The sequence below is a fragment of the Allobosea robiniae genome (assembly GCF_900102525.1).
Taxonomy (GTDB): Bacteria; Pseudomonadota; Alphaproteobacteria; order Rhizobiales; family Beijerinckiaceae; genus Allobosea; species Allobosea robiniae.
In genome coordinates, this window is the sequence record NZ_FNBZ01000004.1 from 89693 (window position 1) to 102546 (window position 12854).

Sequence of the window (12854 nt, forward strand, 5' to 3'; positions counted from 1 at the left end):
CCCGTCAGCGCGCGAGCCAGCCGCCGTCGACCGGCAGAACGACGCCGTGGACATAGGCAGCAGCATCGGAGGCGAGGAACACGGCGGCACCGCCGATTTCCTGCGGCTTGCCCCAATGCCCGGCCGGGATGCGCGCGAGGATCGCCTCGTTGCGGGCGGGGTCGGCCCGCAGGGCTTCCGTGTTGTTGGTGACGAAATAGCCCGGCGCGATCGCGTTGACGTTGATGCCCTTCCCCGCCCATTCGCAGGCGAGCAGACGCGTCAATCCGGCGAGCCCGCTCTTCGAGGCGGTGTAGGAGGGGATGCGGATGCCGCCCTGGAAGGAAAGCAGCGAGGCGATGTTGATCACCTTGCCACCCTTGCCATCGGCGAGCATGCGCTTCGCGACCCCTTGCGTCAGGAAGAAGGTCGACTTCAGGTTGACGTCCATCACCGCGTCCCAGTCGGCCTCGGTGAAGTCGATCGCGTCGGCGCGGCGGATGATGCCGGCATTGTTGACGAGGATGTCGAGCCGCGAGCCATCGGCCTTCGCGGCGGCGTCAGCCTGCTCGACGATATCCACGATCGGTTCCAGCGTCGCGAGATCGGCCGTGATCTCATGGAAAGGATTGCCTGTTTCCGCCACCAGCGCCTTCGTCTGCGCCATGCTGGAACGACCGACCGCGACGATGCCGGCCCCCGCCTGAGCCATGGCGACCGCAATCGCCTGGCCAAGCCCGGTATTGGCGCCGGTGACGATCGCCGTGCGGCCGGTCAGGTCGAAGGGCGAGGCCATCAGCGCAGGTCCCCGGTGGCGACCATGTCCATGTCGGTGTAGTCGACATTGTCGCCGCCCATGCCCCAGATGAAGGAATAGGCCCGCGTCGCCACACCGGAATGGATCGACCAGCCGGGCGACAGGATCGCCTGCTCGTTGGCGACGACGAGATGGCGGGTCTCCTGCGGCTCGCCCATCAGGTGGAAGACGCGGGCATCGGCCGGCACGTCGAAGTAGAGGTAGATCTCGCAGCGCCTGTCATGGGTGTGCGAGGGCATGGTGTTCCAGATGCTGCCCTCGTCCAGCGTGGTCACGCCCATGACGAGCTGGCAGGTCTCGCAGACACCGGGGATGATGTACTGGCGGATCGTGCGCTTGTTGGCGGTGGCCTGCTCGCCGAGATGCAGCGTCTTGGCATCCGCTTCGCGGATCACCCTGGTCGGGTGCACGGCATGGGCCGGGGTGGAGAGCAGGTAGAACTTAGCCGGATTCGCATCATCGTCGCTGGCGAAGGAAACCTCGCCAGCTTCCTTGCCGACATAGAGCGCATCGCGTTTGGCCAGAGCGTAATCCTTGCCGCCGACGGAGACCTTGCCGGGACCGCCGACATTGACGATGCCGAGCTCGCGGCGCTTCAGGAAGGCATCGGTCCCGACCGCCTTCGGCGTCGGCAGCACGACCGGCTTGCCCCCCGGCATGGCGCCGCCGACGATGACGCGGTCGAGATGGCTATAGGTCAGCTTGACCTCGCCGGAAACGAACAGCGTCTCGATCAGGAAATGGCGGCGCAGCGCGGCAGTGTCGAAGCCCTTCACAGCCTCGGGATGCGAAACCTGGCGGATGTCGATGGTCATGTCGTCTCCAGTCGGGCGACCGGCGGAGCGGCGCGCCGTGGCCGCTCCGAACCGTCGCCCATGTCGAAATAGGGGCTGTTGAGGGCGGCGACCGCGTCGAGGTCGTCGAAGAGCTTGCCGAGATGCTCGCCCATGGCGTGGGCCGCGGCGTCCGCATCGCCGCGGCGGATCGCCTCGACCACGGCGCCGTGCTCGCGCAGCACGCGCTCCATGCGGCCCTGCTGCGGCAGGGTGAGCCGGCGGAAACGGTCCATCTGCAGCTTCACCTGCTGGGTGAAGCGCCAGATGCCGGGATAGCCGGCAAGCTCGGCGATGCCGGCATGAAAGGCGTCGTCGGACTGGTGGAAGAGCTCGCGCTCGCCGCGATCGGCCCGCGCCGCCAGTTCATCCATGATGCGGGCGAGCCCGTCGGCCCGGCCGGCGCCATGTTGGGCTGCGAGCCTCGCGCAGGTCTCCTCCAGCGAACGGCGGATCACCAGCGCCTCGGGCAAGGCCCGGAACGGGATCAGCGCGGCGAAAGTGCCCGATTGCGGGAAGATCGAGACCAGCCCCTCGTCGGCGAGCTTCAGCAGGGCCTCGCGCACCGGCGTGCGGCTGACCGCATGGGCCTCGGCGATATCCTTCTCGACGATCGGGGTTCCCGGCGGAATGGCAAGCGAGACGATCTCGGCGCGCAACGCATCGCGGATCACCGCAGCGGCGGTGCGCCGACCCGATGAACCCGAACCTGCAGCCATGATGCCGCCAGCCGTCAATGCGCGCCCTCCCGAGGCTTTGTTTCACGATTCATATACTAGTATATTAGTTGCGATCAAGCCGATTTTCGAAGAAGGCCCGCAAACGCATCAGGGCCGCTGCGGTCGCAGCGGCCCTGATCGGAAGTCGGGGGGAATGTCAGGTGATTTCAGAAGGTTGAAGTCAGGCGCCGACCTTCGCGAGTACATCGGCGCGCAGGAAGCGCTCGATGAACAGCATGAACAGCACCGAAGGCACGAGCAGGATCAAAGCCGTGATCGAGGCGACCTGATAGTTGCCGCCCATCGCCGCGCTGTAGAGCAGGAGCGGCAGGGTCGTGACCTGCGGCACGCCGACGAAGAAGGTGCCGGTGAACTCGTCGAGCGACTCAAGAAAGACGAAGATGCCGCTGGCGATGATGCCGGGCGCCGCCAGAGGCAGCGTCACCGAGAAGAAAGCCTTGAGCGGCGACGCGCCGATATTGCGGGCGGCGAGCTCGAGATCCTTGTCGACGGCGGCGAAGGCCGCGGCCGCGATCCAGACGGAATAGACCAGGCCATGCGCGGCATGGACCAACACCACGGCGAAAACCGTTCCGTTGATCCCGAGCGAATAGAAGACGCGGGCGACGTTGATGTAGATCGCAACCGAGGGGAAGGCCTGCGGCAGCAGGAACAGCACCATGAAGAAGGCGCGCGCCGGCAGCTTCAGCCGCGCCAGCGCGTAGCCGGCGGGGATGGACAGCGCGAGCGCGACGAGAACCGTCAGCACCGCGATCCAGACCGAGGTGCCGAGCGATGCCATGGCGTCGCCGGTCGGCCGGAAGACCTGCTCCCAGTAGCGCGTGCCGTAGACGACCGGCAGCTTGTAGGGCGTGTACCAGCGCTCGGCGACGGACCAGAGCGCCAGATTGACCAGCGGCCCGATCAGGAAGAAGGCGAAGGCCGCTAGCGCGAAAGCGGCGAGCACCATGCGCAGGCCGGAGACGGCGCGGATCATGGCGCGTTCTCCTTCGCCATGCCGCGCTTGAGGTAGATGATCGCCGCGCCGGCCGAGATCAGATAGGTGATGACGCCAAGCGCATTGGCCGTGGCGTAGTCGCCATAGGCGTTGATGCGGAAGGCCATATCGACGGTCAGCATGGTCGGCTGCGAGCCCGCCACCATCATCGGCACCGAGAGCACCGACAGCATCGTCACGAAGGAGAGGACGAGCGCGACGAGGAGCTGCGGCATCACCTGCGGCAAGGCGAGTTCGACCAGCACGCGCATCCGCGAGGCGCCGAGATTGCGGCCGGCCTCCAGCGTGGCCCGGTCGAGCGCGGCGAGCGCACCGGCGAGCAGCAGCGCGACGAAGGGCGTCTGCTTCCAGACGAAGGTCGCGATGATGCCGCGCCAGTCGAGGAAGCTCATTGCCTGCAGCGGCTCCATCAGCCCGAGCGAGACGAAGGTGTTGTTCATCAGCCCGTTCTTGGCGAGGAAGGTGCGCATGCACTGCGCCGCGACGATGAAGGGAATGAAGAGCGGCCAGCGATAGAGCGCCTTCAGCGTGCCGACGATCCAGCGGTTCTCGCCGAGCGTCAGCGTGCCGGCGATGACGATGGCGGCGAGCCCGGTCAGCAGGCAGGACGACAGGACGATGATGACGGTGAAGACGACATCGCCGGAATAAAGCTCCCAGGCCTTGCCGAAGGCCTGCAGCGAAAAGCCTCCCTCAGGCCCGGTAAAGGCCGAAATCAGCGAGAAGCAGAGCGGATAGAGGAACAGCGCCGCGACGAGCGCGAGGCCGGGTGCGATCAGCAGCAGGGCGAGGTTGCGTTGGGAAAGGGACATTCTCGGTTCCGGCTAACCAATCGCGTTGGGCTGGAAGGGTCGTCATGGCCGGGCTTGACCCGGCCATCTCTTCAACCAGCGCGAGCTGGTCGCGAGATCCTCGGGTCAAGCCCGAGGATGACGGTCTCTCGGGACGAACCTCAGTTCGCGACCTTCTTCTCGTAGCCCTCGAGGATGTCGTTGAAGTAGGGCGCGATCGGGAAAGGCTTGCCGTTCTTGGCGAGTTCGGCCGGGGTGACGTCGGTGAAGAGCTTGTCCCAGGCGGCCTTGTCGAGCTTGCCCTCGAGGTTCTTGGCGTCGATGCCCGGATACCAGTTGAACTTCTTGACGATGCCGTCGGCCTGGACTTGGGGGCTGGTCGCGAGCGCAATGAAGGCCTCGGCCAGCTTCTTCTGGGCCGACTTCTCCGGCACGGCATAATACATCGGCTGGCCGGGCATGCCGGGCGAGATGAGCTTCAGCTTCATGTTCGGCGGCAGCTTGCCGTCGGCCTGCCAGGAATAGAACATGTCGACCCAGACCGGGCCGATCGCGATCTCGCCGCGGTTCAGCATGTCGAGCGTGCCGGCATTGCCGGGGGTGATGACGACATTGGCATTGAAGGCCTTGAGATCGGCGAAGGCCTTGTCCCAGCTCGTCTTGGTGGCCGCGTCATAGGGGCCCTTCATCAGCTTCTCGGCGTCGCCGCCGAAGGCATAGACCCAGCCGGCGACGAAGGAGACGCCGGACATGCCGCCCTTGATGCCGTTATAGCCGAACTGCTTGGGGTTCTTCTTGGCCCAATCGGCGAGCTCGGCGAAGGTTGCCGGCGGCGTCTTGACCATGTCGGCATTGTAGGCGAGCGCCGTCTGCGACTGGAACATCGGGATGACGAAGCCGCTGACATCGGTGCCGAGCGAGTTCTTCGCGGAGTCGCCTGTGGCGAGCTTCGCCGTCTCGACATTGGCCGTATACTTGTTCAGCAGGCCTTCCTTGACCATCTGGCCGGCCGCTTTCTGGTGGATGACGAGCACGTCGAAATCGGTCGAGGCCGCACCCTTCTGGGCGTCGAGCTTCTCGTAGATCTTCTGCGAGCCGGAATCCCCCGGGCCGGTGCCGACCGAGACGACCTTCACGCCGGGATGGGCCTTCTCGAACATCGGCCCGAGATAGTCCTTGACGTAGTCGACCATGTTCTGGTCGCCGGCGGAGGCGACATTGAGGGTCTGCGCGGATAGCGGCGATGCCACGATCAGCGCAGCAAGCGAGCAGGCAAGCGTGATGATGCGCATGGGTCTGACTCCCTGTCAGGCGGCAATCCCGGCCTCGGTCGCCGGGAAGATGTGAAGGCGCTGCAGCGGAATGCGCAGCCCGACCTTCGTTCCGAGTTCGTGACGGCCGGTATCGTCGACCGTGATCTGGCGGCCGGCGGCTTCGACCTTGTAGCGGTAGATGCCACCGGGATAGGCGCGCGCGGCGATCGTGCCGGGGACGACGAGATCGCCGCCGGCCGCCGCCGCATCAAGGGCGCCGAGGCTCGCGACGTCGTCGCGGAAATAGGCGAGCGCATCGCCGTTCGGCAGCTCCGCTGCCGCAGCGCCTGCAAGCGTCGCGCGGGCCTCGCCGGCCGCGACGGAAGCCCGGCCCTCCTCGCGGTTGATGCTGAGCGGCAGGACGTTCTCCGCGCCCATGAAATTGGCGACAAAGGCGCTGGCCGGGCGATCATAGACCTCCTCGGGCGTGCCGACCTGAGCGACCCGGCCGACCTGCATGATGACGAGCCGGTCGGCCATGGTCATGGCCTCCTCGCGGTCATGGGTGACATGGACGGCGGTCAGGCCGAGCCGCTGCTGGATGGCGCGGATCTCGTGGCGCATGGTCATGCGGATCTTGGCGTCGAGATTGGAGAGCGGCTCGTCGAGCAGGAGGATGCCGGGATCGATCGCAAGCGCCCGGCCGAGCGCGACGCGCTGGCGCTGGCCGCCGGAGAGGGCCGTGACCTTGCGGTCCTCATACCCGGCAAGCCCGAGAAAACCCAGCATCTGGCCAACCTTGGCAGCGATCTCGGCCTTCGACTTGCCGCGCAGCTTGAGGCCGTAGCCGATATTCTGGAGCACGGTCATATGCGGCCAGAGCGCATAGGACTGGAAGACCATCGCCATGCCGCGCTTTTCCGGCGGCAGCCCGGCGACATCCTTGCCGCCGACGACGATCGAGCCTTCCTCGACCGGAACGAAACCGGAGAGCGAGCGCAGCAGCGTGGTCTTGCCGCAGCCGGAGGAGCCGAGGAGCGCGGTGAAGCTGCCGGGCGTGAAGTCCAGATCGATGCCGTGCAGCACCCGAGTGCCGCCATAGGCGACCTTGAGCCCGCGCACGCCGATGGCTGCGCCGCTACCCGCTCTGGCTTGCGTTTCCGGCTGCAAGGCGCCTACTCCCCCGGTTCTGCTCTTATCGCCTGACAATGGAATATTTCTTCCATCGTCGGCCCAGTTGAAATAAACGTTACGCACGGGGCGCAGTCTATGCAAGAGCTTTGTGAAACTCGGATGACAGTGCGGATTCATTCTCTCTGGCTGATGCCGGCGCCTGCGGACGAAGCGATGCTGGCCGGCATCATCGGCGAGCTGTCGGGCCGTTTCGGCACGCCGCTCTTCGCCCCGCATCTGACATTGCAGGGCGACACCGAGACGACGCCCGAGCTGCTGAGGCAGGCGATCACCGCGGCAACCGGGGCGGTCGAGGCCTTCGCAGAGCCGGTCTCCGCCGTTGAAGGCAGCGACGCCTATTTCCGCTCGTTCTATGCCCGCTTCGCCGTCTCGCCCGCCCTGGCGAAGCTGAAGCAGTCGCTCGATCCCGACGGCTTCGCGAGCTTCATGCCGCATGTCTCGCTGCTCTATGGGGAGGTCGAGGCGGGTGCGAAGGCTGCAGCCATCGCCGAGATCAACGCCCGCCTCGACGGGCGCGCCATCCGCTTCGACCGCGTGGGCATCGTGACCTCCGGACAGGATGTGCCGATCGCCAACTGGCAGGTCGTGGCGAGCGTCGCACTGCGTTCAGCCTGAGCCTTCCGGCTATTCCCCGGTCAATTCGCGATTGCGACGGCTGACCTCGTCGCTGTAGCGCTTGATCGCATGCGCCTCGCTGAGGATGCCGACAAGGCGGCGGCTGTCGCGATCGGCGACGACCGGTAAGGCCTCGCTTTCCGCCTCATTGAACAGCTTCAGCGTGTCGCGCACCGACATGTCGGCGAGCAGCATCCGATCCGTGTTGCGCAGGAGATGGCGAACGGTGCGGGGGGCGGGCTCGGCTGCCGCCTCCTCGTCCAGTGCCGGATCGGGCTCGTAGAGCGCACCGGGCGGCACCATGCCGGCATAGGCATCGCCCGGGCCGACGGCGACGAGATAGCTGGTCGAGCCGGGCGGGTATTTCAGCCGCGCTTCGGCAATGGTGGCATCGGCCGCGATCTTCGGCACCTCGATGCGCATCATGCTGCCGGCCGTGAGATCGCGCATCCAGCCGACATCATGGGCGCCGCGGATGCTTTCGCCGCGCAGGTGGAAGCGCCAGGTCGCGAAGGAGAAGCCGAAGAGGCGGCGCGTCACCAGCGAGGCCGCGCCGGCCGCGCCGACCACGGCGAGCGTCAGCTTGAGATCGCCGGTCATCTCGAGCGCGAGCAGCGTCATCGTCATCGGGCCGCCGACGATCGAGACCGCAAGCGAGCTCATCCCGACCAGTGCAAACAGCGTCTCGTGCCCGGCGAGGTTGGGGAAGGCGAGCGTCAGCACGCCGATGAAGAGGCGGCCCGTCAGCACGCCGAGCAGGAGCGAGGCGAAGAACAGGCCGCCGCGAAAGCCCGAGCCGATCGAGACCGAGGAGGCCAGCGCCTTGGCGACGAGCACCAGCGCGAACAGCATGAGGCTGGCATCGATGCCGAGATAGAGATTGATCGCGCCGTGGCCGGCCGAGAAGACGGAAGGGTTCCAGATCGCCAGCGCGCCGACGACGAGGCCGCCGAAGGCAGGCCGGAGCCAGGTCGGGATCCGCGAGCGCCTGAACCCCGCCTCGACGAAGGCGGCAGCGCGCATCACGACGATGCCGACGAGCCCGCAGGTAGCGCCGAGCATGACGACCAGAGGCAGGTTGGCCATGGTGATCGCCCCGATCGGCGGCACCTCGACGGCGAGCAGTGCCGGCGCGAGCACGCTATGGGTCACGGTCGCCATGAAAGTCGCGGCCATCACCGGCACGAAGGCCGCGATCGAATAGCTGCCGAGGATCAGTTCGAAGGCATAGAATGCGCCGGTCAGGGGTGCATCGAAGGCGGCACCAATCGCGCCGCCGGCGGCACAGCCGACCATCAGGCGCATATCCGCCCGGCGCAGGCGCAGGCGTCGGCCGATATGCGAAGCGAGCCCGCTCGCCGCCTGCGTGTAGCCGGCTTCGAGTCCAACCGAGGCGCCCGCGCCGCTCGAGCCCATCGTCTGCAGCGCGACGAAGACGCTGTCGCGGAAGGACATGCGCCCGCCATGCAGGGCATTGGCCTCGATCGGATCGATCGGCTGCTTGCGGCGGCGGAAGAACAGCCAGGAGGCGCAGCCGATGACGAGGCCGCCGAGGACTGGTCCGGCAAGCGCGCGCCAGGGCGGGATCGTGGTCGTGATCGAGAGCCGCTGCGTATGCGGTAACCCGAAGATCATCTCATGCAGGAGCTGCGTCGTGAAGGACATCGCCAGCACGACGAGCCCCGCGAGGACGCCGACCACACAGGCCAGTACCACGATGCCGATCTCGCTGGAGCGGACGAGCGCGCGCCAGCCCTGCGGCGCATCGCCTGTCCCGGCCGGCGTTTCGGTGGCTTTCACGGTGATCACGGCAAGGCCCGTCAGGCTCGTTCGTCACGTCCGTCCGCGGTCGCATATCGCAGCGGCCGGAACAAGACGGCTCGGCGATAGCGGCCCCGCCTGTGCCGCAGGGCGGCTACGAAATTGGCACCGCGAGACCGGTCTTGACCCGGTCCATGGCGACAAAGGAGCGGAACTTGCGGATATTGGGATCGGCGAAGAAGAGGCGCCGCGTCAGGGCCTCATAGGCCGCCATGCTCGGCACCAGCACGACCAGCATGAAATCGACCTCGCCGGTGACGTAATAGCATTGCTGCACCTCCGGCGCAGCGAGGAAAGCGCTCTTGGCCGCATCGATATCGGGGGCCGTCTCGCTGACCAGCTCGATCTCGACGAAGAGCGTGATCGGATGGCCGAGCGCGGCGGGATCGACGACTGCGACATTGGCCTGGATGACACCCGTCGCCTCCATCCGGCGGATGCGGCGCTGCACCGCCGGCGCCGACAGATTGACGCGCTCGCCGATCACCCGCTGGGGCGTGGTGTTGTCCAGCTGGAGGATCGCGAGGATCGCACGGTCGAAAGCGTCGAGTTGATGAGCGGTCGGTTCGGCCATGCCTCATCCCGAGAAAGAAACTTGCAAGGACATGGGACAAATCCAGCGCCTTTTTCACCTGGGATGCAATATCCATTCAGGCAACCCAGCCAGACGAGGCCGCCATGTTACTGCTCAACCATCATCCGGATTACCGCTCGGCCCTGCATGCGGAGGATGTCGCGACGCTGGGGCCGGCCGGTGCCGATGCAATCGCGGCGCATCTGGCGGTGCGGCCGAACCATGTGCCGACGCCGCTGCACAGTCTGCCGGGCCTCGCCGCCGCGCTCGGCATCGGCGCGCTTTCCATCAAGGACGAGGGCCAGCGCCTTGGACTTGGCAGCTTCAAGGCGCTCGGCGGCGCCTATGCTGTGATCCGGCTTGCGCTGGAAGCGGCTTCCGAAAAGCTCGGCAGGCAGCTCGCCGATGCCGACATGAACGACCCCGCCGTCCGCGAGGCGGCGGCCGGCATGACCTTCGCCTGCGCGACCGACGGCAACCATGGACGCTCGGTGGCGCAGGGCGCGCAACTGCTCGGCGCGAAGGCCGTGATCTTCGTGCATGGCGGCGTCAGCGACGAGCGCGTCGCGGCGATCGCCCGCTTCGGCGCCGAGATGGTGCGGGTCGATGGTACCTATGACGATTCCGTGGTCGAGGCGGCGCATGTCGCGACTGAGCGCGGCTGGACGATCGTCTCCGACACCTCCTGGGACGGCTATGAGCGCATCCCCGGCCTCGTCATGCAGGGCTACACCGCCATCGCCCGGGAGGGGCTGGCGCAGATACCCGAGCGGCCGAGCCACATCTTCGTGCAGGCCGGCGTCGGCGGCATCGCCGCCGCGCTCGCCGCCCAGATGCAGACCAGCTTCGGCGACAAGCGGCCGTTCTTCACGGTGGTCGAGCCGTCGCGCGCGGCTTGCATCTTCGAGGCGGCGAAGCAGGGCAAGCCCGGCAAGATCCCGCATGGCGCACCGACCGTGATGGCGATGCTCGAATGCTACGATCCCTCGCCATTGGCGCTGCGGGTGCTCTATCGCGCCGCCGACGCCTTCATGACGGCCGAGGATTCCGATGCCGTCGAGGCGATGAACCGGCTTGCGCGCCCCGTCGCAGGTGATCCCGCCATCGTCGCCGGCGAAAGCGGTTCGGCCGGCCTTGCCGGTTTGCTGGCAGCGCTGCGCGACCCGCAGGCCCGCGCAGCGCTGAAGCTCGACAGCAAGTCCCGCGTCTTCCTCGTCAATACCGAAGGAGCGACCGACCCCGTGCGTTATGCCGAGCTCGTCGGCCTCAAGCCGGAGGACGTCGCGTGAGCTTGCTGCCCACCGAGCGGCTGACGCTGCATTCGCAGAGCCATTCGCCCTATGCGCGCAAGACCATCGTCTTCGCGCATGAGGCGGGCATCGCCGAGCGGCTCGCGATCATCGACCAGGAGACCAGCCCGACCAACCGCAACCCGGACGTGTTCGCGATCAATCCGCTCGGCAAGGTGCCGGTGCTGATCACGCCGGAAGCCGGCGCGATCTTCGACTCGCTGGTGATCTGCGACTATCTCGACGGGCTTCATGACGGCCGTCGATTGGTCCCGGCCGAGGGCAAGGCCCGTTGGCAGGCTTTGCGCCTGCATGCGATCGCCCAGGGGCTCTGCGATGCCGGCATCGCTTTGCGCTGGGAGACGTTGCGGCGGCCGGAGCACCTGCGCTATCCGCCCTTGAGCGAGGGACAGACCGCGAAGCTCGTCGAATCCTACGACCTGCTGGAGCGCAGCGAAAGCTTCGACGAGCCCGTCCATATCGGTCATATCGGCCTGGCCACGGCGCTCGCCTGGCTGGAATTCCGCGACCTCCCGGATTTCCGGGTCGGACGGCCGAGGCTGACGCGCTGGTATGAGGCGTTCTCGGCGCGCCCCTCGATGCAGGCGACCGCCTATCACGGCGAGACGCAGGATCGGCCGGCGGCCCGGGCCATTGCCGGATGACCGGCTGACGTCGTAGCAGGGCAGCGCGGCCCTTCCGGCTGCGCCGGAGGCCGTGCATGAAGCTTCGTCCCGATACGCTGGCGATGACCGCCGTCCTCGCCATGCTGACGGCGCTAGGGCCCCTCTCGACCGATTTCTACCTGCCCTCCCTGCCCGAGATCGCGCGGGTGATGGAGACGGATGTGGCGGGTGCGCAGGCGACGCTCTCCTCGTTCCTGTTCGGCTTCGCCGCCGGGCAGATCTTCTGGGGGCCGCTCTCGGACCGGCTAGGGCGCCGGCCGGTGCTGCTCGCGGGCCTTGCCCTGTTCGGGCTCGCGACGCTGGCTTGTGCCTTCGCACCCTCGATCGGCGCGCTGACGCTGGCGCGAGCCTTCCAGGCGCTCGGCGCGTCCGGGCCGATCGTGCTCGGCCGCGCCATGGTGCGCGATCTCTATGACGGGCCGCGCGCCGGGCGCGAGCTCGCCCGGATGGGGATGATCATGGGGCTGGTGCCGGCGGTCGCACCGGTGATCGGCGGGGTGCTGCAGGTCGCCTTCGGCTGGCGCTCGACCTTCCTCGCCTCGCTCGCCTTCGGGCTGGTGCTCGCCGTGGTCATCATCACCGTGATGCCGGAGACGCTGCGGGCGCGCTCGCCGCAGCCGCTCTCGCTTGTCAGCATCTTCAAGGGGTTCGGCACGCTGCTGCACAACCGCGCCTTCCGCGTCTATGTCGCGCTGACGGCGCTGGCCTATGCCGGGCTCTTCGCCTTCATCTCAGGCTCGTCCTTCGTGCTGATCGGCGTCTACGGGCTGACGCCGGTCGAATACGGCTTCTCCTTCGGCTTCGGCGTGCTCGGCTACATCACCGGCACGATCATCGCCCAGCGGCTGGTCGGACGGCGCGGCATGGACGGGGTCATCGCCATCGGCGTCGCCTGCCTCGCCGGCGGCGGGCTCGCCATGCTGGTCGGGGTGCTCACCGGATTCGGCGGACCTGCCGGCGTCGTCGTGCCGATGGCGCTCTATGCCTGCGGCGTCGGGCTGACCATGCCGCAAGCCCAGGCCTCGGCGATGATGCCCTTCCCGGATCGGGCGGGTGCAGCCTCCTCCTTCAACGGGCTTTGCCAGATGCTGCTCTCGGCCTGCGTCGGGCTGCTCGTCGGGCATCTCCTGAAGAACGCGGCGCTGCCGCTGCCACTGGTGATGTCGGCGCTGGGCGTGGCCGCCCTCGTCCTGTTCCGCGCGACGCGGGGCATCCGCGCGGCGAAGAGCTAAAGGACCCGCTTCTCACCCGGCAAGAGATTCTCG

Annotated in this window: 13 protein-coding genes; 4 read left to right on the plus strand and 9 right to left on the minus strand. The window is 67.3% G+C overall.

The window, feature by feature from the left end:
• Positions 1 to 4 precede the first annotated feature (4 nt).
• From kduD to BLQ70_RS12330, 7 genes are all read right to left on the minus strand, one after another.
• Positions 5 to 775 carry a 2-dehydro-3-deoxy-D-gluconate 5-dehydrogenase KduD gene (kduD, locus tag BLQ70_RS12300; RefSeq protein WP_091857227.1) on the minus strand — a complete coding sequence of 257 codons (771 nt, stop codon included), beginning with the start codon at positions 773 to 775 and terminating at the stop codon, positions 5 to 7.
• Positions 775 to 1611 (minus strand): 5-dehydro-4-deoxy-D-glucuronate isomerase, encoded by an 837-nt coding sequence (gene kduI / locus BLQ70_RS12305; RefSeq protein ID WP_091857228.1) that lies wholly within the window; start codon positions 1609 to 1611, stop codon positions 775 to 777. The genes kduD and kduI overlap by 1 nt, the downstream gene beginning before the upstream one ends.
• Positions 1608 to 2348, minus strand: a complete 741-nt coding sequence (locus BLQ70_RS12310) for a GntR family transcriptional regulator (RefSeq protein WP_091857726.1) — start codon at positions 2346 to 2348, stop codon at positions 1608 to 1610. Before BLQ70_RS12310 ends, kduI begins: the two co-directional genes overlap by 4 nt.
• 181 nt (positions 2349 to 2529) lie before the next feature.
• The gene (locus BLQ70_RS12315) at positions 2530 to 3345 is read right to left on the minus strand and encodes an ABC transporter permease (RefSeq protein WP_061971798.1); all 816 of its coding nucleotides are present in this window, start codon (positions 3343 to 3345) and stop codon (positions 2530 to 2532) included.
• Complete coding sequence (locus tag BLQ70_RS12320) at positions 3342 to 4178, minus strand: ABC transporter permease (protein WP_061971797.1); 837 nt, start codon at positions 4176 to 4178, stop codon at positions 3342 to 3344. Before BLQ70_RS12320 ends, BLQ70_RS12315 begins: the two co-directional genes overlap by 4 nt.
• A 140-nt stretch (positions 4179 to 4318) precedes the next feature.
• Positions 4319 to 5449 (minus strand): ABC transporter substrate-binding protein, encoded by a 1131-nt coding sequence (locus BLQ70_RS12325; RefSeq protein ID WP_091857229.1) that lies wholly within the window; start codon positions 5447 to 5449, stop codon positions 4319 to 4321.
• Between the two features lie 15 nt (positions 5450 to 5464).
• A complete protein-coding gene (locus BLQ70_RS12330) occupies positions 5465 to 6580 on the minus strand; it encodes an ABC transporter ATP-binding protein (RefSeq protein WP_244512000.1) in 1116 nt (371 codons plus the stop codon).
• Positions 6581 to 6703: 123 nt separating this feature from the next.
• On the opposite strand from BLQ70_RS12330, the gene BLQ70_RS12335 reads away from it, so the two are divergent.
• Positions 6704 to 7219, plus strand: coding sequence for a haloacid dehalogenase (locus tag BLQ70_RS12335; RefSeq protein WP_170843388.1), 516 nt, complete (start codon positions 6704 to 6706; stop codon positions 7217 to 7219).
• A 9-nt stretch (positions 7220 to 7228) separates the two neighbouring features.
• On the opposite strand, the gene BLQ70_RS12340 is transcribed toward BLQ70_RS12335, so the two are convergent.
• Both BLQ70_RS12340 and BLQ70_RS12345 read right to left on the minus strand, forming a co-directional pair.
• Positions 7229 to 9019, minus strand: a complete 1791-nt coding sequence (locus BLQ70_RS12340) for a chloride channel protein (protein WP_091857729.1) — start codon at positions 9017 to 9019, stop codon at positions 7229 to 7231.
• A gap of 115 nt (positions 9020 to 9134) precedes the next feature.
• Positions 9135 to 9614, minus strand: a complete 480-nt coding sequence (locus tag BLQ70_RS12345; protein WP_091857232.1) for an Lrp/AsnC family transcriptional regulator — start codon at positions 9612 to 9614, stop codon at positions 9135 to 9137.
• Positions 9615 to 9718: 104 nt separating this feature from the next.
• Here BLQ70_RS12345 and BLQ70_RS12350 point away from each other — a divergent pair, with 104 nt between their 5' ends.
• Genes BLQ70_RS12350 through BLQ70_RS12360 form a run of 3 tightly spaced genes read left to right on the plus strand, consistent with a single transcriptional unit; the run spans position 9719 to position 12821 of the window.
• Positions 9719 to 10903 carry a diaminopropionate ammonia-lyase gene (locus tag BLQ70_RS12350; RefSeq protein WP_091857233.1) on the plus strand — a complete coding sequence of 395 codons (1185 nt, stop codon included), beginning with the start codon at positions 9719 to 9721 and terminating at the stop codon, positions 10901 to 10903.
• 20 nt (positions 10904 to 10923) lie between these two features.
• Entirely contained in the window at positions 10924 to 11568 is a 645-nt protein-coding gene (locus BLQ70_RS12355; protein WP_091857731.1) for a glutathione S-transferase family protein, read from the plus strand.
• Positions 11569 to 11624: 56 nt separating this feature from the next.
• Entirely contained in the window at positions 11625 to 12821 is a 1197-nt protein-coding gene (locus tag BLQ70_RS12360) for a multidrug effflux MFS transporter (protein WP_091857234.1), read from the plus strand.
• The last annotated feature ends 33 nt before the right edge of the window (positions 12822 to 12854 follow it).

Coding starts and splice junctions, on each gene's coding strand:
- kduD (WP_091857227.1), bottom strand. CDS start 775: ATGGCCTCGCCCTTCGACCTGACCGGCCGCACGGCGATCGTCACCGGC.
- BLQ70_RS12315 (WP_061971798.1), bottom strand. CDS start 3,345: ATGATCCGCGCCGTCTCCGGCCTGCGCATGGTGCTCGCCGCTTTCGCG.
- BLQ70_RS12310 (WP_091857726.1), bottom strand. CDS start 2,348: ATGGCTGCAGGTTCGGGTTCATCGGGTCGGCGCACCGCCGCTGCGGTG.
- BLQ70_RS12325 (WP_091857229.1), bottom strand. CDS start 5,449: ATGCGCATCATCACGCTTGCCTGCTCGCTTGCTGCGCTGATCGTGGCA.
- BLQ70_RS12320 (WP_061971797.1), bottom strand. CDS start 4,178: ATGTCCCTTTCCCAACGCAACCTCGCCCTGCTGCTGATCGCACCCGGC.
- BLQ70_RS12335 (WP_170843388.1), top strand. CDS start 6,704: ATGACAGTGCGGATTCATTCTCTCTGGCTGATGCCGGCGCCTGCGGAC.
- BLQ70_RS12360 (WP_091857234.1), top strand. CDS start 11,625: ATGAAGCTTCGTCCCGATACGCTGGCGATGACCGCCGTCCTCGCCATG.
- BLQ70_RS12345 (WP_091857232.1), bottom strand. CDS start 9,614: ATGGCCGAACCGACCGCTCATCAACTCGACGCTTTCGACCGTGCGATC.
- BLQ70_RS12350 (WP_091857233.1), top strand. CDS start 9,719: ATGTTACTGCTCAACCATCATCCGGATTACCGCTCGGCCCTGCATGCG.
- kduI (WP_091857228.1), bottom strand. CDS start 1,611: ATGACCATCGACATCCGCCAGGTTTCGCATCCCGAGGCTGTGAAGGGC.